This is a genomic window from uncultured Psychroserpens sp. (genome assembly GCF_947501425.1).
Classification (GTDB): domain Bacteria; phylum Bacteroidota; class Bacteroidia; order Flavobacteriales; family Flavobacteriaceae; genus Psychroserpens.
In genome coordinates this window covers 464708-487658 of the sequence record NZ_CANMVN010000001.1, presented here as the reverse complement: position 1 = coordinate 487658, position 22951 = coordinate 464708, and the positions used below count along the sequence as shown (strand labels likewise).

Here is a 22951-nt window from a genome sequence, read left to right as displayed (position 1 = left end):
TTTTTAGGTGAAAGATTATAAATATAGACATTTTCAATAGAAAATTTAGCTTATTTTTGCCCAAGATTCAAAATTTAGATTGAAATTTATGCAGATGGCAAAAGGCACATTAATCCCTATTGGTGGAAATGAAGATAAAGGTATAGAAGATCATGAGCAATACACCCTAGAGTTTATTGAAGAAGGCATTTTATATCATGTTGTAAAAGAAGCGGGAGGTACCAATGCAAAAATTGTAGTTATACCTACTGCATCGAGTATTCCTGAAGAAGTTGGTGAAAATTATTTAGAAGCTTTTTCTACTTTAGGCTGTAAAAATGTGACTATTCTTGATATAAAGACCAAAGAAGATTCTGAAAAAGAAGAGGCTATTGCTACGGTTAAATCTGCAAATTGTATCATGTTTTCCGGAGGAGATCAATCAAAAATCACTGATAAGATTGGAGGCACTACCATTCATAACATACTAAAGGATCGCTACCAGAACGAAGAAGGATTTGTGATTGCCGGAACTAGCGCTGGTGCTATGGCCATGTCTGACGAAATGATTGCTGGAGGAAGTGCATCGGAAGCATTTGTAAAAGGTGCCGTTGTGATGTATAAAGGACTTGGTCTAATTCCAAACTTAGTTATCGATACTCATTTTATCAGAAGAGGACGTTTTGGAAGACAAAGTGAAGCGATTGCGAAACATCCTAATTTAATCGGATTTGGTCTTGCAGAAGACACAGGTATTATCATTAAAAATGGTAATGATTGTACTGTAATTGGCTCAGGAATGATTATTGTTTTCGACGGAAGTAAACTCACACATAATAACGAAAAGGTTTTGCCAGAAGGCACACCAATGACCATGGCTAATCTAACAGTTCATGTGTTGTCTAATGGTGATCAATACGACATCAAAAACAGAAAAGTTACTGTTCTTCCTATTGAAGCTCCTTTTATCTAATTTTTTTGACAACCAAGTCAATTTCTTTTAGATTTCAATCTTATGAAGACTAGGTTTTACATAGGAATATTATTTCTCTTGCTCCAAGTAGGATCTATTATCTATGCTCGTTTTATTCCTGAACGCTTTTTTTGTTGGGCGCCTTATGACAGTCATACTCTATTTGAAACTTTTGTTACTATAGACGGAAAAACATTATCTCAACAAGAAGCTGAAGCACGTTACAACTATAAAATGAGAGGCTGGGAACAACGCTCTATTGACAATATTTTCTTAATCATATCTCAGTATGAAAGTACTTATGGTAAAGATGATAACGCAACTGTTGTTGTAAAATATGCTACCAATGGTCATGAAGAAAAAGAATGGACATATCAGCGATGAATAACAGTATAAAATTCATATCGCGATTGTTTCAGTTTGAAGGCACTAAAATGCATCCTAATGTTTTATTGATGTGCAAATTAACTGTCATTTTACTCACAGTACACCATATCTTTTTCAAAATAGACGATCCATTTATTCCATTTATTCCTGCTTTGGATATCTTCAACGAGTATCCAAATGTCTTTAAATACATTTTGAGATCTTTATATGTGCTAGGTGCGTTTGCTTTGCTTTTTAACATTAAAGTAAGAACCGCAAGTATTGTTACTGGTAGTGTGGTCTTGTTGAGCGTATTGGCTTCCATCCCTTTATTCTTTAATCATGTGGTTATTTGTGCATGTGCATTATTTCTGGCAGGATTAACCAATGATAGAGAACCGCCTTATCTTTTGTTTTTACAAATAAGTCTGGTCTATCTTGGTGCTTCAATCAACAAATTTCTAGAACCCGATTGGTGGTCTGGTGCATTTATGGATACCTGGCTTGGAGATGCCAGAGAGAACCCTGTCTATCTATATGTGGCTCAATTTTTACCAGATTTGGTCTTAGCAAAATTATTGTCCTATATCGCTATGCTTACCGAGTTTGCAATTGCTGTTTTAATTTTATTTAAAAGAACACGAAATTTAACGCTTTGGTTCATTATTATATTCCATACCACATTATTCACACTTACTGCTTTTAGGTTTGGACATTTTATAGAATCACTTGCCATAATTCTATTGGCTTTTTTAAGCATTCCGAAGACAAAATTACATATTCATTACAACGCAAAACGTTCAAATACATTAAAACGTTTTTTTAATCTATTAGATTTTGACAAAAAACAAATCTGGACTCAGATGCCAGCTAAAAACCCTCACTGGCTTAGTTTAAAAACTGAAGATAAAACCTTGTATAATCACAATGCCTTAAAAGATATTTTACTCTACACGCCTAATTTCTTTATGCTTTTAATGTTTATAGATATCGTGATCTATATCATTCTTTACAATCATAGAACAGCACTATTTGTAGTTAATGCCATTTTCATTTGGAGTATGATCTTTTATTTTTTTCGTGTTAGATGGTCTAAATTGAAGACTAAATAACTATTTATAAATCGCAATGATTTCTTCACCTTCTGAAGTTTTACAAGCACGATACATCCCTTCCGTATTAAAAGGCATCGCAATATGACCTTGAGCATCAACAGCAATTAGCCCTCCATCACCTTTAATATCGAGAATACGTTTGTGGATGACTTCTTCTGAAGCCTCTTGTAAAGTCATCCCTTTATGCTCTATTAAACACGACACATCGTAAGCTACTACACCTCGAATGAAAAACTCTCCACTTCCAGTGCAACTTACAGCACAGGTTTTATTATTCGCATAATTTCCAGCACCTACCATAGGACTATCACCTACGCGACCCCATTTTTTATTGGTCATGCCTCCTGTGGATGTCGCTGCAGCAACATTTCCATCCTGATCACAAGCTACAGCACCTACAGTTCCAAACTTCCCATCTTTTTTCACACTATGGTCTAACTGAAACGTTTCGCTGTCTTTTATCCCTTGCCATTGCTGATAACGCACCTCATCATAAAAATACTCAGGAGATTCAATCGTATAACCTTGCCCTTTAGCAAATTGCATAGCACCTTCACCAGCTAAGAACACATGATAACTTTTATCCATCACATCTCTTGCCAGAGCTATTGGATTTTTAATTCCAGTAACCAGCGAGACAGATCCTGCATTTAATGTTTGTCCGTCCATAATACTGGCATCCATTTCATGAGTGCCTTCAGCAGTGAATACAGAACCTTTTCCTGCATTGAACAAAGGAGTATCTTCCAGAGATTTTACCGCTATTTCTACAGCATCTACAGCACTTCCACCTGTTCTTAAAAGCTCATATCCTAAATGTAACGCTTGTTTTAATGCGTTTTTATACTGTGCTTCTAATTCTGAAGTCATCAAACCTTTAACTAAGGTTCCTGCACCTCCATGAATGGCAATTGAGAATTTTTTCATTATTCTTGATTTTTAAAATTCAAAAATACATTTTTGAATTTTCATTGGAAAGCCGTTACAATTAATAAAAGTTATGACTTAAGCACAAAGTCTTTCTTTTACAGAAAAGAATTATATTGTATTTTTAATTAAAACTAACCATCAAATCATTTCATGAGGCGTAACTATTTTCTTTTAATTTTAGTTATAGTTTTAAGACTTGCATTTATTGAGGCCCAAAACTTCACCTTTTATCATTATGGACTGGATGATGGATTGTCTCAAGAAACTGTAAGAACCATATTAAAAGATTCCAACGGTTTTCTATGGCTGGGTACACAAGATGGTTTAAACAGATTTGATGGCACTTCATTTACAGTATACAAAAATCAAAAAAAAGACAGCTTAACCATCTCTGGTAATTTTATAAATACACTTACAGAAGATAATGATGGTAACATTTGGATTGGCACCAATGACAATGGCATTTCTATTTATGATTCTCAGATTAATAGCTTTAAATCAACAGCCATTAGGACAGGAAATTGCAGCAGCTTATTCAAGACTTCAACGGGAACTATCATAGCAACTATATTAAACGAAAGCATTGTTGTTTTTGATAAGAAAGGAGAGAATTATTCTTATCGAAAAATTACTGAAATCAATGGTGAAAAGTTGAAGTTTAACAAGACTTTTGTTCAAAATGATATTTTGTACGTAAGCACACAAGATGGACGCCTATTTATCTCTAGAAGTGTTTTGAGCGATCACATAACATTCACTGAAATTGAACTAGATAATTCCGTTCGGAGTATTAACACGCTTTTTGTGTATAATGATAATATTTGGTTAGGCACTTCAAATGGTTTATTTGTCTTTAACACTAACAAAAAACAACTTTCTAAAATACTATTAGAAGAAAAAAATGAGAGATATGAAAGTTTATATATTTCGTCCATCAATATCCACAATGATACGTTTTACATTGGCACCTATGATGGCCTTTTTGTTGCAAACTATTTTAATGAAGACAACCTTGAATTCCAGAAAATCGTTAGCTATAAAGGTGAACAAAGCGACAGTAATTCTATAACTTCTAATCGTGTTTATGACACCTTTACTGATGGAAATTTACTTTGGATTGGCACCAATAATCTTGATGTTGTAACCTTGACCGAACCTGTTTTTAAAAATATTAATACTACGTCCTCTATTGCACTTAATAATGCCTTTATTTTATCATTCGCTAAAAAAGATGATTACCTTTTTGTTGGTACACGAAAAGGCATCAATTGTATTGAACCTAATGGTGAAGTTACATACATTACCAAAGAAAATACTAAGCAGGCCTTAGCATTTAATGTTATTAGAAGCATGAGTGTTGACAAAAATAATTATTTATGGATAGGTACTATAAAAGGAGCTTCAATAATTGATCTTAATAACTTTAACCCTAAGTCTCCAAAAGTCATAAGCTTTTATCATGATAGTAATAATCCTAAATCATTAAGTTCTGATGCAACTCGTGGTGTATTTATTGACCATAAAGGAACTGTCTGGATTATGACTTATGGAGGTGGTGTTAATCGATTTACAGGTGATATAAAGAACAACATCATAACTTTTGAACACTATAAAACTAATACCCATTCCATTAGTTCTGATTTCACATACAATATGTCACAAGACAAGGATTTAAATTATTGGATTACTTCTGAGGATGGTTTAAATAAACTACAGTTTGAAGCTTCTAATTACCAAAAACCCAAGTTCACAAGTTACTTTCACGACAAAAACGATTCAACAAGTTTGAGCAGTAATACAACGTTGCACACATGGCATGACGCTAATAAAGTCTTATGGGTGGCAACACAAGATGGTTTTAATAAATTTAATTCAAAAGATGAAACGTTTACCCGTTATGGCAAAGAAGACGGACTTACAAATACTTTTGTCTATAGCATTACTGAAGATAAGGATAATGATTTATGGCTCACAACAAACAGTGGACTTTTTAGATTTAATAAAATTACTGAACAATTTACCAACTATAACCAAAGTGATGGAGTACAAAGTTCAGAATTTAACCTTGGTGCACATTTTTACAATCAAGACACCAATGAAATTTATGTTGGTGGAATTAACGGATTCAATATTTTCAATCCAAGAAAAGTACCGCAACTCGATTTAGCTGGAAACCTCACATTTACATCGTTAAGGATAAAAGATCGAGTCGTAAATCCAGCAATAAATTATGAGATAATTAAACAGAGTATTACCAAAACTGATGAAATCACTCTCAATCACACAGATTTCCCATGCTATATCTCCTTTTCAGATTTAGATTTACGTCCAACTAAAAATAATCAGTTTGTGTATTCGTTAAATAATACCGATTGGAATAATTTAACAGATTCAAGAGAAATTCCATTATTGGATTTACCTAAAGGTAGACATACCATAAAAATTCAAGGTAAATCAAGACACAACTTATGGCAGAAACCACCTTTAGAATTAGATATTAATGTGATACCACCATGGTACAAAAGTAACTTGGCATATTTTATTTACCTGCTTCTGTTTCTTGCTATTGTCTATGCGTTTTATACCATTAGTTTGCAGCGTCAAATTGCTGGGCAAGAATCAAAACGTCTCAAAGATTTAGATGATTTAAAATCTCGTTTAATTACTAATATCACTCACGAATTTAGAACACCGCTTACTATAATTCTAGGATATCTCGGAAATTTAAAAGAACGTTTTTCTAATAAAGATGATATTAATACGTCGCTTCAAACCATTGAACAGAACAGTAATAATCTCCTGAATTTGGTCAATCAAATGTTAGACCTTACAAAACTGGAACAAGGGAGTTTATCAATTAATATGATTCAAAATGACATAGTAAATTATGTTAAACATTTAATTAATAGTTTCTCTGGTATCACAAATGAAAAATCCATAGCTCTAAAATTTGAATCAGAAGAAGAGGCATTGCTCATGGATTTTGATGTTGAAAAAATACGTCAGATCATTTCAAACCTCATTTCAAACGCTATTAAATTCTCTTCGGAAAACTCTACTATCACTATTCATCTGAAAAGAGAAAAAGATACAGCTTTCATTAGTATAGAAGATCAAGGTGTTGGTATTTCTGAGGAAGAGTTGCCTCACATTTTTGATCGCTTTTTTCAGGTAGAAAATCAAGGTCATAAAGTATCACAAGGCACTGGTATTGGTTTAGCACTCACTAAAGAATTAGTAAATGTATTAAATGGAACAATTACTGTAACATCTAAAGTTAATAAAGGAACCACCTTCACTATTAAGCTTCCTATCACAAATTCTGCTGAACAAACCTCTCTTGAGTTTTTAGAACACCATATTAAAACCAGTAGTGCTTTTGTTCCTGAAACAGACGATGTCATTACACAAGAGGATACCAACTCTGTACTTATTGTAGAAGATAATAGAGATATGGCTCGCTATATCGCATCCTGCCTTCAGCCTCAGTATTCAGTATCTTTTGCTAAAAATGGCTTAGAGGGTTTTGGAAAGGCACAACAACTCATTCCAGATATCATCATAACTGATGTCATGATGCCTGTAATGGACGGATTTGAATTGACTCAAAAACTCCAATCGCAGTTGACCACTAATCATATTCCAATTATCATGCTCACTTCAAAAGCTACACATGATGATAAAATGGAAGGCATATTCAGTGGTGCAGATGCTTATTTGACCAAACCATTTGAAAAACAAGAATTACTATTGCGTATGCAAATGCTAATTTCAAAGCGTGAACGTTTACAAAAATCATACGCAATTGATAACATTAAAAATAGAACCGCTCAAGAAGTACCCGATAAGAATATGGTATTTTTGAATAAGGTCATTGCAATTATCCACGAACATATTGAAGACTCGTCATTTAATGCAACACAATTAGCAAAAACCTTGGCGATGAGCGATTCGCAATTGTACCGAAAACTGAAAGCTATATCAAATTCTAGTACTGCAATTTTTATTCGAAAAGTACGTCTCGAAAAAGGAAAAGAATTATTAAAAACTACAGATTTATCCATTTCAGAAATTGCTTATGCGATAGGATTTAACGATCCTAATTGGTTTAGTAAGACTTTTAAAGAAGCATTTGAACAAAGCCCTTCTGAATTTCGTAATTAACTGATTTTCATATTCTTATTTGTATTTTGAACAAATACTACTTGTCATTTTTCTTCATCTTGACAAAATACTCCTTGCTTTTGACAAAATACTCCCTCTTCATATTAGTACCGGTTTATAGTTTTGAATTCTTGTAAAACAGTTTTAAACCCAAAATAATTATGTCACGAAAATTAATATTATTGCTTTGTAGTCTCATAGCTATAGAAACTATATATGCCAGTGGTATATCCGTAAACGATGTAAGCCTTGAAAACTTTAATGAATCTGAAGGTTGGGTACATGTTCAGTGTGATATTAGCTGGAATCATTCCTGGCGTTTAGATACAGGGCCAAGTAATTGGGATGCTGCTTGGGTCTTTGTAAAATATAGAGCCAATGGAGGACCCTGGCTACATGCCACCTTAGATCCTACAAATACCGATGTCTGGAGTTCCATAGCCGTATTTGATGTGAGTAGTGATGGTAAAGGAGCTTTCTTTTACAAATCTGACGTGGGAAGTGGTAATACAATAATAGACAATGCTCAATTAGCCTGGAATTATCAAACCGATGGTGTTACCATAAACGATGTCATAGAGGTAAAGGTTTTTGCCATAGAAATGGTCTACGTGCCACAAGGCGCTTTTTATATAGGTAATGGTGGCTCAGGACCTGAAACAGATGCTTTTAAAAAAGGCAATACAGCCTACAGTGAATATTTAGTTGCATCAGAAGCAGAGATAGCGATTGGCAATACCAGTTTTTCACAGCTTAATTACGATAACAATAGTTCTTATGCAGGTGACGGGCTAGGTCCTGTTCCTGATGCTTTTCCAAAAGGCTATAATGCTTTTTATTGTATGAAATATGAAATATCCGAAGAACAATATGCTGCATTTTTTAACACACTAAACATTGAGCAACAGGAAGATAGGGACATTACAAATAATTATGGTAAGGATACCGACGATGAGGTTGATGGCAATACCATTGCATGGGATGGTCCAGGTAACGAAATGACAACTTTAACTCCTGATAGAGCTTGTAGTTTTTTATCAGGCACTGATGTTACTGGATACTTGCATTGGGCTGCATTGCGCCCTATGACAGAATTAGAATATGAAAAAGTAGCCAGAGGTCCAGGTACGCCTGTAGCAGGAGTGTATGCCTGGGGAACAGAGTTTATTCTTGATACCCCTTACAATCTTTGGTCACCCGACACAGGCCTTGAATACATAAGTTCAGGATCTGCCGCAAATCTAGGAAGAGCAAATTATAATTTAACCAACACTTTGTATCCGCGACCAGTTCGCTGTGGCATGTTCTCTTATGGCACAACCGGAACAAGAGAAAAAGCAGGAGCAAGTTATTATGGAGTTATGGAATTGTCGGGCAATTTAGCAGAACGGGTTATATCTGTGGGCTCACCAAATGAAAGAGGATATCAAGGAATCCACGGTAATGGCATTATAGGTGATTATGGTCCTGGAACATTTGTTAATTTATTGATTTATGCCATTAGAGGAGGGAGTTGGATTGATGATGCCAATTTATTGCTTATAGCTGATAGAACTAGAGGTGGTGGATTTGGTGGAGGCGTTAATGTAAGACAAAACTATATTGGAGGACGTGGTGTTCGTACAGCAGATTAAAAAATGTCTATGAAAAAAATTGCAGTCATACTCATTTTTATTTTTTCCTTAAAAGCTACCGCACAATACAATGGAGGTGCTGGTGATGGATTTGCCTATGATGGGACAGCCCAAACCACCTTAACCAACACAGATTTATCCGTAGCTTATAACGGAGGCGGTGGTGATGGGTTTGCATTTTCAAGTCTTGCTCAAACAACACTTAACAATACAGATTTATCTGTAGCATATAATGGAGGTGCTGGTGATGGGTTTGCATTTTCAAGTCTTGCTCAAACAACACTTAACAATACAGATTTATCTATCCTATATCAAGGAGGTGCGGGTGATGGATTTGACACGAATATTGCAGACCCAGTTATTCTAGATGACTTCCCAAGAATAAAATTGGCCATTAATGTCATTTTACAAGGTGCTACTTTTAATCCTAACCCTGGAGAAAACAATCTGATGCGAGATAATCTTCGTATCAACAATTATTTACCAACCACTTCGCCTTATGGTGATGGCACAACTTGTCAGGCAGATGTTTTTAACACTGGCGGAAGCAATGGCAACGGACTTAGTAATGATGATATTGTAGATTGGGTATTTGTAGAACTTCGCAACTTTAGTGACGCAAGTAGTATTGATAGTTCAAAATCAGCTTTATTACAACGTGATGGTGATGTGGTAGATATCGATGGGGTCTCTGATTTAGTGATTCCGTTTACTCCAGGAGAATATTATGTTGCGATAAGGCATCGCAACCACTTAGGCGTCATGACAGCAAGTTCAACATTTCTATCTCAAGAGACCAGAGACGCCAATTTCATCAGCAGTAATTTTAACACCTACGGTTCAAACGCAAGAGTGTCTTTAGGGAATGGTAAAATGGCACTATGGACTGGTGATGTGAATAGCGATAAATCTTTAAAATTCTCAGGGTCTAATAACGATACCAACGCCATTAAAGATTCTATTCTGTCTGATCCTCTGAATGTTTTAAATTTTATCACCTTTTCTTCCTCAGGATACCTCAATGGTGATATTGACCTTAATGGTACAGCTCGATTTTCAGGAGCTCCAAATGACAGTAACCCAATTAAAGACAACATACTTAGTCATCCAGGAAACTTTCTTGGCTTATCCACATTTATAATAACCGAACAACTTCCAAATAATTAAATCTCATGTATACTATGAAACATATTTACACTTTTCTTTTATTTTTAATGTTCTCATCACTTACCTGGTCTCAGAACTATCAATTTGGTTTGGTGCATGATGGCGGATATAGTTTTTCTGTCATAGCAGTTCCAAATTTTAATGCAAGCAATGTAGATATTTCCGATGTAGGTTTTGCACTTATGCTACCTGCTGGTGACGTTAATATTAGCAACCTTACAAGCTTTAATGGCCGTCCATGGTCACTAACCGAAGTCTCTGCAGCCCAATTGTCTGGTCTTGGATTAGGTGATGGTTCTCGTGATGCATTTGCTATGAATTTACCTCCAGGTCAAACCATACTCTCACATGCCGATGGTTCGAGCATTACACTCCTAAGTTTTGAATTAACAAATATGCCTGATTCTGGTCTTTTAGAAATTTTAAGTAATACAGATCCTATTGCCATTGGTTTAGGTGGCGTTGTTGATGGCTTCTTTAATGCTAATATTGATAATACCTCAACACAAAATTATTTTGGCGGACTCATTTCTGGTCAAGACAGTTTTTCTTTGGAAACGCTAAGCAGTCCAGAAATTGAAAATGGGAGTAATACTATTCTTGTGTATCCAAATCCAGCTAAAGACTACATCTCAATTAAATCTTCAAAACAGATTACAAGTATCGACCTCTATGATGTCTTGGGGAAGAAAGTACTTTCGTTCTCAATGAAAAGTACAATCCCTGTTAATAATTTACCTAATGGTATGTATATCCTAAAGATAAGTACAGAAGATACTCAAATAACGAAAACTATTATTAAACATTAAACCCTAACATAATGATTTGAAGAATCTGAACATTTAAACTCTCAAAAACTATAAAAATGAAGACTAAATTACTATTTGTGATTATATTTTCTTTTGCTATACATTGGGTGTCAGCTCAAGTAGGTATAGGGACAACCGAACCTAAGGCTAGTCTAGATGTCGCTTCAAGTGATATGACTAACCCTTCAAATACAGACGGTTTACTGATTCCGAAAATAGATAATTTCCCAAGCACAAATCCTGGAACAGATCAAGATGGAATGATGGTATTTGTTACAGGAAATGGAGTTCCTGCAAAAGGCTTTTATTATTGGAATAATGGAACGACATCTTGGGTAAACATTCAAGGAATTCAAGATACAGATTGGCTAGGATCTGGAACAGGAGCACCAGCAAATAACATTACCGACAATATTTACACCCTTGGCCAAGTCCAAATTGGGAGTGTTAGTGCTACAAATACCTCAAGCCTTAGAGTAACAAGTGATTTAAGTTCAAACTTTACAGGTCTTGAGCTTTTACATTCAGGAAGTGATGCAGGAAAAATAGGCTATGGAATTTATAACCAATCTACTATTTCAAACGCCATTCGTTTTTCGAACTTTTATAATATCAATAGTGGTACTCATAACGCAGCACATTACGGATTTGAAAATTTCTTTATTAATAATGGTACGGGAGAAAAAGTAGGGTTATATAATGAATTTGATTTAAGCGCTCCTAATGGTAATAAGAAAGGGGTGTATAATCGATTTGAAGGTGGTAATGGCACTGTATTTGGCTTAGATAATAACATGCCTGCTGCTTGGAGTATTACTGGCACAGTGCATGGCATTAATAATAATATAAGATCTAATGGAAATAGTCAACATTATGGTGTTAGAACCGAACTCGCAGGTTTAGGGTCTGGTAATAAATACGGTTATTTTGTAGATATTAGTAGTACTGCTGGAGGAACTCACTATGGCATATTTAGTGACGTAAGAAACGTATCTGGTTTTGCTGCTTACTTCAGAGGCCGTGTCTCTTTTGGAACCGAAGGTATTGATCGCTATGTCATGCCAACACAAGATGGATCAACAAATCAAGTCATCACTACAGATGGTTTCGGACAACTAAGTTTTACTTCTATTCCAACAGGAGTCGAAAAAATTGACGATTTAATAGATGCTAAATCAGATAGTGATGGAACAGACGATGGTTCTTCAATTTTCTTTGGCTTGAATGCTGGTGCTTCAGATGACAGCTCTAATAATTTTAATGTAGGTATTGGTTATGACGCACTAACCTCAAATATTTCAGGCACTTTAAACGTGGCTGTTGGTTGGGGAAGTCTTTCAGCAAATATTGCGAATAGCAATACAGCCATTGGTTATCTAAGTGCAGGTGGCAATACTACTGGCATAAATAATACGGCTATTGGGAGAAATGCATTGTTAGCAAATGATACAGGAGATAATAATACAGCTGTAGGATTTTATGCTGGTTGGCAAGCTAGAGGTACAGGCAACGTGTTTTTGGGAGCAAATTCAGGTTTTAATCAAGCTGTTGTTAATAACAAGCTTTTTATTGAAAATTCAGATGCAAATGAAGATAATGCATTAATCTATGGCGATTTCGGTTCCGATAATACAACTATTGGTAACATGTTACGTGTTAATGGCGAACTTCAAATAGGAAATCCAATACTATCAGGTTATGTCTTACCTATATTAGATGGAACGTCTGGCCAAGTTATGACAACCGATGGCGCTGGAAATATAACGTTTCAAAATAGTGTAGGCGATGGAATAGGAACTGACGATCAAACAGTAGACACTTTCGGACTTATTGGTGATACCATTGGAATTTCAATAGAAGACGATGGTCAACCTGTTCAAACGGTAGACCTTTCAAACCTCTCTTTTAATGTGAATAATTTTGCGCTTGCGAAAATACGTATGTCGGCAGATCAGGTACCAGCAATAATAGGTGCAAGTAATAAAGTAAACTTTGATACTGTAGAATTTGACACCAACTCCAATTTCAATACAACACTTGATCGTTTCGAAGTAACTCAAGCAGGATACTACAGAATAGATGCAAGCCTATGTGATTTAACAAATACATCGACCTCTGTTTTTGGAATTCAAATACGAGTCAATGGAGTAATCGTTAAAACTACTCAAGAAAATCATAGTGGCTCTGGAATACTCAATCTATCAGTGAGTTCAATCCAAGAGCTCTCTGCAAATGATTACGTTGAAATTTATGTCTTTGTCAATGGCGCCATGACCATAACTAGTAATAATACAAGAACGTCCTTCGAAGTTGAACGCATTAGATAACTAGTCAAATTTAGTGCTAACTATGCTTTGAGTAGAAAAGTTGGTATTGACTTTCTATTCAAGAACTGAAAAAAGTAAACCAAAAATTAGCCTTGTAAGCACATTAAAATTTTAAAATTATGAAGAGACAACATTTTATTAAATCATTAACCGGATTAGGGATCTTATCATTAATACCGCAAAACACATTTGCCAGAACTATAACAACATTTTTAAAAGATTTAAAACCAAAGATTATTAGAAAAAATGACGGGAAATTACTCAATGTAATTGGTGATATACAAACGCATAAGTTAGTTGGAAGTGACACCAATAATCAAATTGTAGAATGGGTAGATAACGTAGAACCAGGTGTTGGAATACCACCTCATGTTCATACGAAAGAGGATGAAATTTTTAGAGTTATAAAAGGACAAATTGAACTAATGATAGATAATAAAATCACTGTTTTAGAAGCTGGCGACACAGCCTTTGCTCCTAAAAACATACCACATTCATGGAAAGTCGTAGGTGTTGAAAAAGCACAAATGATAACTACTGCCTTTCCTGCTGGAATAGAGTTTATGTTTAATGAGCTTCACAAATTGCCTCAAGGCCCTCCAGATTTTAACAAAGTAGCCGAAATATGTGGCAAATATGGTATCACATTTATAGTATAGTTAAATTTAGTAATAACTATGTTTTTGAGTAGAAAAGCCGTTCGTGGGGAGCGGCTTTTCTTTTTTGTTAATTTTTTAAAGCGCTTATACTTCGTTTGAAGTCTTAAGTTTTGTAGTTTTATAAACTTCAAAATTTGATAACAATGTCAGACCAAAAACGTTTATTCCTCGTAGATGCTTATGCTCTTATCTTTCGTGGATATTATGCCTTTATAAAAAACCCTAGAATTAACTCCAAAGGCGAAGACACTTCAGCCATCATGGGCTTTATGAATTCTTTATTGGATGTCATAAAACGTGAACGTCCTGATCATTTAGCCGTTTGTTTTGATAAAGGCGGAAGTGCAGATCGTGTGGAACTATTTGAAGCGTATAAAGCCAATCGCGATGAAACTCCTGAAGGGATTAGAACAGCCATTCCGCACATCTACAATATTCTAAAAGCCATGCATATTCCTATTATGGTAAAGGAAGGTTATGAGGCCGACGATGTTATTGGGACATTGTCTCGTCAGGCAGAAAAAGAAGGTTACAAGACCTACATGGTAACTCCTGATAAGGATTTTGCACAACTGGTAACTGATAATATTTTCATATACAGACCTGTCTTTGGTGGTGGCTATGAAACCTGGGGAATTCCTGAAGTTCAGAAAAAATTCGAAGTCGAAACACCTGATCAGGTCATTGACTTTTTAGGCATGATGGGAGATGCTTCAGATAATATTCCAGGACTTCCAGGCGTAGGTGAAAAAACAGCTAAAAAATTCATTAAGCAATTTGGTAGTATGGAAGGTTTGCTTGCCAATACAGACCAGCTCAAAGGTAAAATGAAAGAAAAAGTAGAAGCCAATGCCGATCTTGGACGATTGTCTAAAAAGTTAGCCAAGATCATGTTGGATGTGCCTGTAACGTTTGATGCCACCGATTTTGAATTAAACCATCCAGATGTAGAAAAAGTAAAGGAGATCTTTCAGGAATTAGAATTTAGACGACTCACTGATAACTTCTTAAAAGCATTCCCTTCGGAAACTGAAACACCTGAAGCGACAGCTAATAATAACAATAAACCGACACCAAAAGAACAAAAAACATCCAGCGCTAAAGCTAAGGATGCTAAATCAGCTGGAGCTGGACAATTCTCGCTTTTTGGAGGCGACCCTTCAGATGCTTCTGAAACCGTTTCAGAATATACTAGAAAAACGGCCGAAACCACATCGCACTTTTATCAAAGTGTGGCTTCCGGAATGGCCACAAAATTGTTTGTCAAGAACCTAATGCATCAAACGTCGGTATGTTTCGATACGGAAACCACTGGATTAAATCCGTTAACCGCTGAACTCGTTGGCATAGCGTTTTCATGGGAAGCTGGCAAAGGCTTTTACATCCCATTTCCGCAAGATAAAAACGAAGCACAAGAGCTTATTGAAGTCTTACGTCCATTCTTTGAAAATGAAGCCATTGAAAAAATCGGTCAGAATTTAAAATACGATATTAAAGTTCTTGCTAAATACAATGTTGAGGTCAAAGGCAAACTTTTTGATACCATGTTAGCGCATTATTTGATTAATCCAGACATGCGACATAATATGGATGTGTTGGCAGAAACCTATTTGAACTATACACCAATTTCTATTACGGAATTGATTGGTAAAAAAGGAAAGAATCAGCTCTCCATGCGCGACGTTCCACTCGAGAAACAAACTGAATATGCTGTTGAAGATGCAGACATCACGCTTCAATTAAAAGAACATTTCGAAAAGGAACTCGGAGAAGCCAATACCAAAAAATTATTTGACGAGATTGAAATCCCACTGCTTCGTGTATTAGCAGCCATGGAATTAGAAGGTATCAATTTGGATAAAGACTTTTTAAATTCCTTATCTGAACAGCTCAATTCAGACATTGCTAGTCTTGAACAAAAAATCTACGAAGCTGCAGGTGAAGAATTCAATATTGCTTCACCGAAACAAATGGGAATCATTTTGTTTGAAAAAATGAAATTGGTAGACAAACCCAAAAAGACAAAAACTGGTCAATACTCTACTTCGGAAGATGTCTTAAGCTATTTAGCAAAAGACCATGAGATTATTCGTAATATTTTGGAATATCGCGGACTAGCAAAACTGAAGAGTACTTATGTAGATGCTTTACCTCAACAGGTCGATGAATCTACAGGACGTGTGCATACCGATTATATGCAAACCGTTGCAGCTACAGGACGACTCAGTAGTAATAATCCGAATTTGCAGAACATTCCAATTCGTACTGAGCGTGGACGACAAGTGCGTAAAGCCTTTGTGCCGAGAAACGACGACTACACTTTACTCGCTGCCGATTATTCACAAATAGAACTGCGTATTATAGCAGCATTGAGTAAAGAAGAAACCATGATTGAAGCCTTTAAGAATGGTGAAGATATTCACGCCTCTACTGCTTCTAAAGTCTTTAATGTTCCTATTTCTGAAGTCACTCGTGAGCAACGTAGTAATGCCAAAACGGTTAACTTCGGAATCATCTATGGTGTATCTGCATTTGGATTAAGCAACCAAACCAACTTATCACGTTCTGAATCCAAAGAGCTTATTGACACCTATTATGCCACCTATCCGAAATTGCGCAGTTACATTCATGAGCAAGTCGATTTTGCCAGAGATAACGGTTATGTACAAACCGTTTTAGGACGACGACGTTATTTAAAAGATATCAATTCTCGTAATGCAGTGGTTAGAGGCGCTGCCGAGCGAAATGCGGTCAATGCACCAATACAAGGTAGCGCAGCTGATATCATTAAAATTGCCATGATTAAGATTTATGATAAGCTACAGGAAGGCAATTACAAATCAAAAATGCTGTTACAAGTGCATGATGAATTGGTATTTGATATCTATAAACCAGAACTAGAAACCATGAAATCGCTTATCAAAACGGAAATGGAAAATGCCTATAAACTAGAAGTCCCTCTAGATGTCGATTTAGATATTGGTGATAACTGGTTGGAGGCGCATTAAGATTTCGATTATGAAAAAAATAGAAGTTGTTGCTGGAATAATATATTTTGGAAATGAAATTTTATGTGTTCAAAGACCTAAAAACAAGTTGACATATATTTCGGAAAAATTCGAATTCCCAGGAGGTAAGATTGAAAAAGAAGAATCTAAAAAAGATGCTTTAAAAAGAGAATTAATTGAAGAGCTGAATTTTGTTCCTACTGCAATTGGCGATTTATTTCTAACAGTTGTTCATAGGTATCCTGACTTTGAATTAACTATGCATTGCTTTAAATGTTATGCTAAAACTAAAGACATTCAATTAAATGAACACATATCGTCTGAATGGCTAACAATAAAGGACTTAAGTAAACTTGATTGGGCTGAGGCAGATATTCCAATAGTAAATAGATTAATTGAGGATGGAGAAATCGTTTAACGATAATTTTAAAGATAGTATACTAACAGGATTCGTTGATAAGTCATTAGAATCAGATTCTCTATTTCAACCTGAATTACTTGTTAATAGGAAAATACCAAGAAAAAAAGTACTATCCACAATTATAAAGGAATTAGAAACCTGTGAAAGCTTTTACATATCTGTTGCTTTTGTTACCACAAATGGTGTAGCTACTTTAATAAATACTTTCAAAAGTCTTGACGAAAATGGAATAAAAGGTAAAATTCTTGTTTCCCAATATCTTAATTTTACACAGCCTGAAGCTTTAAAAAGATTATCACAATTCAAAAACATTGAATTAAAAATAATAACAAAAGAAAATTCACATTCTAAAGGTTACATTTTTAAACATTCTGAATATTATAATTTAATTGTTGGAAGTAGTAATTTAACCTCATCAGCATTATCGACAAATAAAGAATGGAACATGAAAGTTTCGGCTAGAAACTCTAGTTCGATTGTAAATAAAGTAATCAATGAATTTGAGAGTGATTTTAGTGTTGGAGAAATTGTAAATGAAGCTTACATAAAAAAATATGAAGAAGTTTATAAAAAGCAATATCTCGTTTACAGAAAAAGTCAGGAAGAATTATCTGAAGAGCTTCCTTTAGAAATAACTCCTAACTCAATGCAAAGTGAAGCATTGAAAAACTTAGAGGTAATAAGGGTAAATAATAACAAAGCTTTAATAATTTCTGCAACAGGTACAGGAAAAACATTTTTAGCCGCTTTTGATGCAAAAGCATTTAATCCTAAAAAACTTTTATTTGTAGTCCATAGATTAAACATTGCAAAAAAAGCAATGGAGACGTTCCAAATAATTTTTGGTAACACAAAAACAATGGGTTTGTACTCTGGTAACAAAAGAGAATTAGATTGTGACTTTGTTTTTTCTACCGTTCAAACAATATCTAAATCAACTCATTTAAAACAATTTGACAGAGCTTGTTTTGACTATATCATTATCGATGAATCTCATCGCTCTGGAGCTGAATCATACATTCGATTAATAGATTATTTCCAACCAAAGTTTCTTCTTGGCATGACTGCAACACCTGACAGAACTGATGGAAATGATATTTATAGCCTATTTGACCACAACATAGCTTATGAAATTAGATTAAGTAAAGCTATGGAAGAAGACATGCTTATTCCTTTTCACTACTATGGTGTTACAGATTTATCTGTTAATGATGAAATACTTGAAAATGAATCTGACTTTAGGTTATTAACTGCTGACGAAAGAGTAAAAAAAATCATTGAAAAAATTGAATTTTATGGTTCCGATAATGGGATAACCAGAGGTTTGATTTTTTGTTCAAAAAAAGCAGAAGCAAAAGAATTATCTGATAAATTTAATCAAAGAGGTTACAATACTGTTGCTTTGACTGGAGACAGTTCAGAAGAAGAAAGAGCATTAGCCATTGAAAAATTAGAGAGTAACAACTTATCAATAAAATTAGACTACATATTTACTGTTGATATATTTAATGAAGGAATAGATATTCCTAAAATTAATCAAGTTGTAATGATACGTCCAACACAATCTGCTATTATTTTCATTCAGCAATTAGGAAGAGGATTGAGAAAAACTAATGAAAAACACTATTTAACAGTCATTGATTTTATTGGTAATTACAAAAACAATTATCTGATTCCTATTGCCTTATATGGAGATACTTCCTTCAATAAGGACAAAATAAGAAAGTTAATTTCTGAAGGCAGTAGCATGATACCCGGCGAATCCACTATTAACTTTGATGAAATTACAAAAGAAAGAATATACACTTCAATTGATTCTGCTAACATGCAATTGCTTACAGACCTAAAGATTGACTATAATAATTTAAAGAGTAGACTTGGTCGAATACCAATGATGATGGATTTTGTTAAAAATAATGCAAGAGACCCATTCTCATTCGTTGATTATTCAAAGTCTTATTTTAATTTTATTAATAAAGTTGATAATACTTTTGATAAAGTTTTAGATAAAAATTTATCAAGTTTATTAGAACTTTTTTCAATGGAAATAAACAATTCTAAAAGAATCGAAGAAAGTTTAATTTTAAAGGAATTATTAAGCGATAATGAATTAAGCATTTCTCAACTTAATGAATTAATTTTTAAAAAGTATAATTACACTCCAAGTACAGAAACTATAGAATCTAGTATTTCTAATATTAATTTTAGTTTTATTAGAAAGGAAAAGAAAGTTATCTACTTGGAAAATAATTCTTTCAAATTCCATCATGAATTTATAAAATTACTTGAAAATGATATCTTCAAAGATTTTCTACTTGATTCAATAAATTATTCAATATATACCTTCGACAGTACTTTTAACAAAAAAAATTATAAAGACGGCCTATTGCTTTTTAATAAATATAGTCGAAAAGATGTTTGTAGATTATTGAACTGGGAGAATGATATCAGCAGCACAGTTTACGGTTACAGAACCAGAAATGAAGTAACTCCCTGTTTTGTAACTTATCATAAGTCAGATGACATTGATGATACTATTAAATACAACGACCATTTTATTTCACCTTCAATTTTTGCCTGGGAATCTAGGTCTAATAGAAAATTAAATAGTCCTGAGATTCAAAATGTAATTAATTCTAAACGCATATTACTTTTTGTAAAAAAAGAAGATGCTGAAGGTACAGACTTTTATTACATGGGTGACGCATCAATAATAAAAAATTCAATCCAAGAAGCAGAAATGCCTGAGTCTGGCAAACCAGTCGTTCATTTTAAATTTCAATTAGAACAACCGGTTAAAGATGATTTATATAATTATATAACTGCTGTTAATAGAGAAAAACTACCTCAAATAAATCTTAAGTCTGAAATACAATTAACAGAGAATGTTGAAGAAACAACTAAATTCAGAATTCCTTTATACGACTTTTACGCAGCTGCTGGAAGCTTCAGTGAAATGCAAGATGAAAAAGAATATGAGCTAATAAATGTTCCTGAAAGATATGCTAATGACGATTATTTTGCTTGTAAAGTAATTGGCGAATCAATGAATAAGGTAATTCCCAATAATTCAATTTGTATATTCAAAAAGTATTATGCAGGTTCTCGTAGCGGTAAAATTCTTCTCATAGAAAACAGAGATACTTATGACCCAGATTTCAATTCAGCATTTACTGTGAAAACATATGTAAGTGATAAAACTGTAACAGAAGAAGGCTATCAGCATAATTCTATAATGTTGAAACCTAACTCTTATGATAAAAGTTTTGAAAGTATAATTCTTGATAAAGAAAACAGTAAAGAAATGAGAGTCATTGGAGAATTTGTAAAAGTTTTAGAAAATTAATTAAAATAATTATCGTCTTTTTTTATTCTTCCCCTTCTTAAACGTCACCTTAGTCTTCCGCTGATTAAAAGGCACCGCATCATTAAAGGTGTTTTTAGCTTCACCTTTCGGTTTGTTCTTGCGCCACTTTTCGTCTTTCTTAGGTAATAAAACATCCAACAGATCTTGACGACCGAGTTTATTTAAGGTCTTTTTAATCCAGGCCTTGTTTTCATTTTTATACCAGAAGAAAAAACGATGTTGCTCATCTTTTTCTTTACGTGTTTTTGGCGTATTGACCTTTTTTAAAGTATATGGATGATAGCCACTGTAATAAATCACCGTCGCAACCGTCATAGGTGTTGGTGTAAACCCTTGTACCTGCTCTAACTGAAAGCCCATATCTTTGGTTTCGGCAGCGAGATTGGCCATATCTTCCACTTCACAGGCTGGATGATTGGAAATAAAATAAGGTATCAATTGTAGTTTTAAGCCTTTCTTAATATTAATTCGGTCAAAGCGCTCTTTAAATTTATGGAAATACGAAAACGATGGTTTCCGCATAAGTTTCAATACAGGATCACTCGTATGTTCTGGCGCTACTTTGAGTCGCCCAGACACATGCTTGGTCATCACTTCTTCGGTGTAATCATCTAATTCTTTTGGATCTGCATTTTTATTAAATTCGGGCACGAGCATGTCATGACGAATTCCAGAACCAATAAAGGATTTCTTGACTTTCGGATGACTATCAACAGCCTGATACAATTCGGTTAAGGGTTTGTGCGACGTATCTAGATTACTACAAATCACTGGCGAAATACAACTAGGCGCCACACACTTGTCGCAAATAGATTGGACTTTCCCTTTCATTTGATACATGTTAGCACTTGGTCCACCAATGTCAGATAAATAGCCTTTAAAATCTGGCATATTCGCCACTTTATCAACTTCTTTTAATATCGATTCTTTACTACGACTTGCTATAAATTTTCCTTGATGTGCCGAAATAGTACAAAAACTACAACCTCCAAAACATCCACGATGAATGTTGATAGAAGTCTTAATCATTTCATAAGCAGGAATTGGTCCACGCTTGTTATATTTTGGATGTGGTAATCGTGTGTAAGGTAAATCGAAAGAGGCATCAATTTCTTTCTCAGTCATGGTTGGATACGGCGGGTTAATCATCAAGGTTCTATCTCCAACGTTTTGAAAAATACGTCGCGCTGCCAATTTATTAGATTCCTGCTCAATGATTTTAAAGTTAGACGCGTATTTTTTCTTGTCTTTTAAGCACACTTCATGTGATGCAATTTCCACATCATCCCAATTACTATTCTTCGGAATTTTAGCATCTCTATCTAAAAGCACAGCAGTTTGCTTCACTGTAGTAATGCTCGAAAACGGTACCCCTTTCTGCATTAAACGAACAACCTCTCTTAAAGGCTGTTCTCCCATACCATACACTAACAAATCGGCTTTCGAGCTTTCTAAAATGGTAGGCATTAATTTGTCACTCCAATAATCGTAATGCGTCACACGACGTAATGAGGCTTCAATTCCACCCAGCAGCACAGGCACATCAGGCCATTTGTCTTTTAAAATATTGGAATATACTGTAGTAGCATAATCAGGTCGAAATCCGATATCACCATTTGGTGTATACGCATCTTTATCACGACGCTTTTTATTAGCGTTATAATTGCTAATCATAGGATCCATACAGCCTCCAGTCACACCGAAAAATAATTTTGGTGCACCAAGTTTTACAAAATCCTGAAGATTGTCATTCACATTAGGTTGCGGAACAATAGCCACACGTAATCCCATACTTTCAAGTAGTCGTCCGATAACGGCAGGACCAAAGGTTGGATGATCTACATAGGCATCACCACTAAACAAAATAACATCTAGCGCATCCCATCCACGAATTTTAACCTCTTTATTCGTAGTAGGCAACCAATCTGAAAGTCTTAATTCACTCATACCTTTGCAAAAGTAACTAAAATTGCTGTGCTTCTAGCAATATCAGAGATATCAACATATGACTTATATTAATTTTTTGAAGTAA

The 22951-nt window shown here is 34.6% G+C and carries 14 protein-coding genes; 12 read left to right on the top strand and 2 right to left on the bottom strand.

What is annotated here, in order from left to right; translation table 11 throughout:
• The first annotated feature begins 88 nt into the window (after positions 1-88).
• From Q0951_RS02175 to Q0951_RS02165, 3 genes are read left to right on the top strand one after another with little or no spacing between them, the layout of a single operon-like run.
• Complete coding sequence (locus Q0951_RS02175; protein ID WP_299333685.1) at positions 89-952, top strand: cyanophycinase; 864 nt, start codon at positions 89-91, stop codon at positions 950-952.
• Between the two features lie 42 nt (positions 953-994).
• On the top strand, positions 995-1336 hold the full coding sequence (locus tag Q0951_RS02170; RefSeq protein WP_299333682.1) for a hypothetical protein: 342 nt from the start codon (positions 995-997) through the stop codon (positions 1334-1336).
• Entirely contained in the window at positions 1318-2430 is a 1113-nt protein-coding gene (locus tag Q0951_RS02165) for an HTTM domain-containing protein (RefSeq protein ID WP_299333679.1), read from the top strand. Before Q0951_RS02170 ends, Q0951_RS02165 begins: the two co-directional genes overlap by 19 nt.
• Here Q0951_RS02165 and Q0951_RS02160 read toward each other — a convergent pair whose 3' ends face one another.
• Positions 2431-3360: an isoaspartyl peptidase/L-asparaginase family protein gene (locus tag Q0951_RS02160; RefSeq protein WP_299333677.1), complete on the bottom strand. Its 930-nt coding sequence runs from the start codon at positions 3358-3360 to the stop codon at positions 2431-2433.
• A 153-nt stretch (positions 3361-3513) separates the two neighbouring features.
• Here Q0951_RS02160 and Q0951_RS02155 point away from each other — a divergent pair, with 153 nt between their 5' ends.
• From Q0951_RS02155 to Q0951_RS02115, 9 genes are all read left to right on the top strand, one after another.
• Positions 3514-7527, top strand: coding sequence for an ATP-binding protein (locus Q0951_RS02155; RefSeq protein WP_299333674.1), 4014 nt, complete (start codon positions 3514-3516; stop codon positions 7525-7527).
• Between the two features lie 161 nt (positions 7528-7688).
• Complete coding sequence (locus tag Q0951_RS02150) at positions 7689-9161, top strand: SUMF1/EgtB/PvdO family nonheme iron enzyme (protein ID WP_299333671.1); 1473 nt, start codon at positions 7689-7691, stop codon at positions 9159-9161.
• 9 nt (positions 9162-9170) lie between these two features.
• Positions 9171-10328, top strand: a complete 1158-nt coding sequence (locus Q0951_RS02145) for a hemagglutinin protein (RefSeq protein ID WP_299333668.1) — start codon at positions 9171-9173, stop codon at positions 10326-10328.
• Between the two features lie 14 nt (positions 10329-10342).
• Positions 10343-11137: a T9SS type A sorting domain-containing protein gene (locus Q0951_RS02140; RefSeq protein ID WP_299333665.1), complete on the top strand. Its 795-nt coding sequence runs from the start codon at positions 10343-10345 to the stop codon at positions 11135-11137.
• 56 nt (positions 11138-11193) lie between these two features.
• Positions 11194-13464 (top strand): hypothetical protein, encoded by a 2271-nt coding sequence (locus Q0951_RS02135; protein WP_299333662.1) that lies wholly within the window; start codon positions 11194-11196, stop codon positions 13462-13464.
• A gap of 119 nt (positions 13465-13583) precedes the next feature.
• Entirely contained in the window at positions 13584-14123 is a 540-nt protein-coding gene (locus Q0951_RS02130; protein ID WP_299333659.1) for a cupin domain-containing protein, read from the top strand.
• Between the two features lie 143 nt (positions 14124-14266).
• Complete coding sequence (gene polA, locus Q0951_RS02125; protein ID WP_299333657.1) at positions 14267-17131, top strand: DNA polymerase I; 2865 nt, start codon at positions 14267-14269, stop codon at positions 17129-17131.
• A gap of 10 nt (positions 17132-17141) precedes the next feature.
• Complete coding sequence (locus Q0951_RS02120) at positions 17142-17549, top strand: (deoxy)nucleoside triphosphate pyrophosphohydrolase (protein ID WP_299333654.1); 408 nt, start codon at positions 17142-17144, stop codon at positions 17547-17549.
• Positions 17533-20898, top strand: coding sequence for a DEAD/DEAH box helicase (locus tag Q0951_RS02115; RefSeq protein ID WP_299333651.1), 3366 nt, complete (start codon positions 17533-17535; stop codon positions 20896-20898). The genes Q0951_RS02120 and Q0951_RS02115 overlap by 17 nt, the downstream gene beginning before the upstream one ends.
• 9 nt (positions 20899-20907) lie before the next feature.
• Here Q0951_RS02115 and Q0951_RS02110 read toward each other — a convergent pair whose 3' ends face one another.
• Positions 20908-22866, bottom strand: coding sequence for a YgiQ family radical SAM protein (locus Q0951_RS02110; RefSeq protein WP_299333648.1), 1959 nt, complete (start codon positions 22864-22866; stop codon positions 20908-20910).
• Positions 22867-22951 lie beyond the last annotated feature (85 nt).

Bases quoted from the DNA above. Each gene is read 5' to 3' on its own strand.
- Q0951_RS02175 (WP_299333685.1), top strand. From the start codon at position 89: ATGCAGATGGCAAAAGGCACATTAATCCCTATTGGTGGAAATGAAGAT.
- Q0951_RS02170 (WP_299333682.1), top strand. From the start codon at position 995: ATGAAGACTAGGTTTTACATAGGAATATTATTTCTCTTGCTCCAAGTA.
- Q0951_RS02165 (WP_299333679.1), top strand. From the start codon at position 1,318: ATGGACATATCAGCGATGAATAACAGTATAAAATTCATATCGCGATTG.
- Q0951_RS02160 (WP_299333677.1), bottom strand. From the start codon at position 3,360: ATGAAAAAATTCTCAATTGCCATTCATGGAGGTGCAGGAACCTTAGTT.
- Q0951_RS02155 (WP_299333674.1), top strand. From the start codon at position 3,514: ATGAGGCGTAACTATTTTCTTTTAATTTTAGTTATAGTTTTAAGACTT.
- Q0951_RS02150 (WP_299333671.1), top strand. From the start codon at position 7,689: ATGTCACGAAAATTAATATTATTGCTTTGTAGTCTCATAGCTATAGAA.
- Q0951_RS02145 (WP_299333668.1), top strand. From the start codon at position 9,171: ATGAAAAAAATTGCAGTCATACTCATTTTTATTTTTTCCTTAAAAGCT.
- Q0951_RS02140 (WP_299333665.1), top strand. From the start codon at position 10,343: ATGAAACATATTTACACTTTTCTTTTATTTTTAATGTTCTCATCACTT.
- Q0951_RS02135 (WP_299333662.1), top strand. From the start codon at position 11,194: ATGAAGACTAAATTACTATTTGTGATTATATTTTCTTTTGCTATACAT.
- Q0951_RS02130 (WP_299333659.1), top strand. From the start codon at position 13,584: ATGAAGAGACAACATTTTATTAAATCATTAACCGGATTAGGGATCTTA.
- polA (WP_299333657.1), top strand. From the start codon at position 14,267: ATGTCAGACCAAAAACGTTTATTCCTCGTAGATGCTTATGCTCTTATC.
- Q0951_RS02120 (WP_299333654.1), top strand. From the start codon at position 17,142: ATGAAAAAAATAGAAGTTGTTGCTGGAATAATATATTTTGGAAATGAA.
- Q0951_RS02115 (WP_299333651.1), top strand. From the start codon at position 17,533: ATGGAGAAATCGTTTAACGATAATTTTAAAGATAGTATACTAACAGGA.
- Q0951_RS02110 (WP_299333648.1), bottom strand. From the start codon at position 22,866: ATGAGTGAATTAAGACTTTCAGATTGGTTGCCTACTACGAATAAAGAG.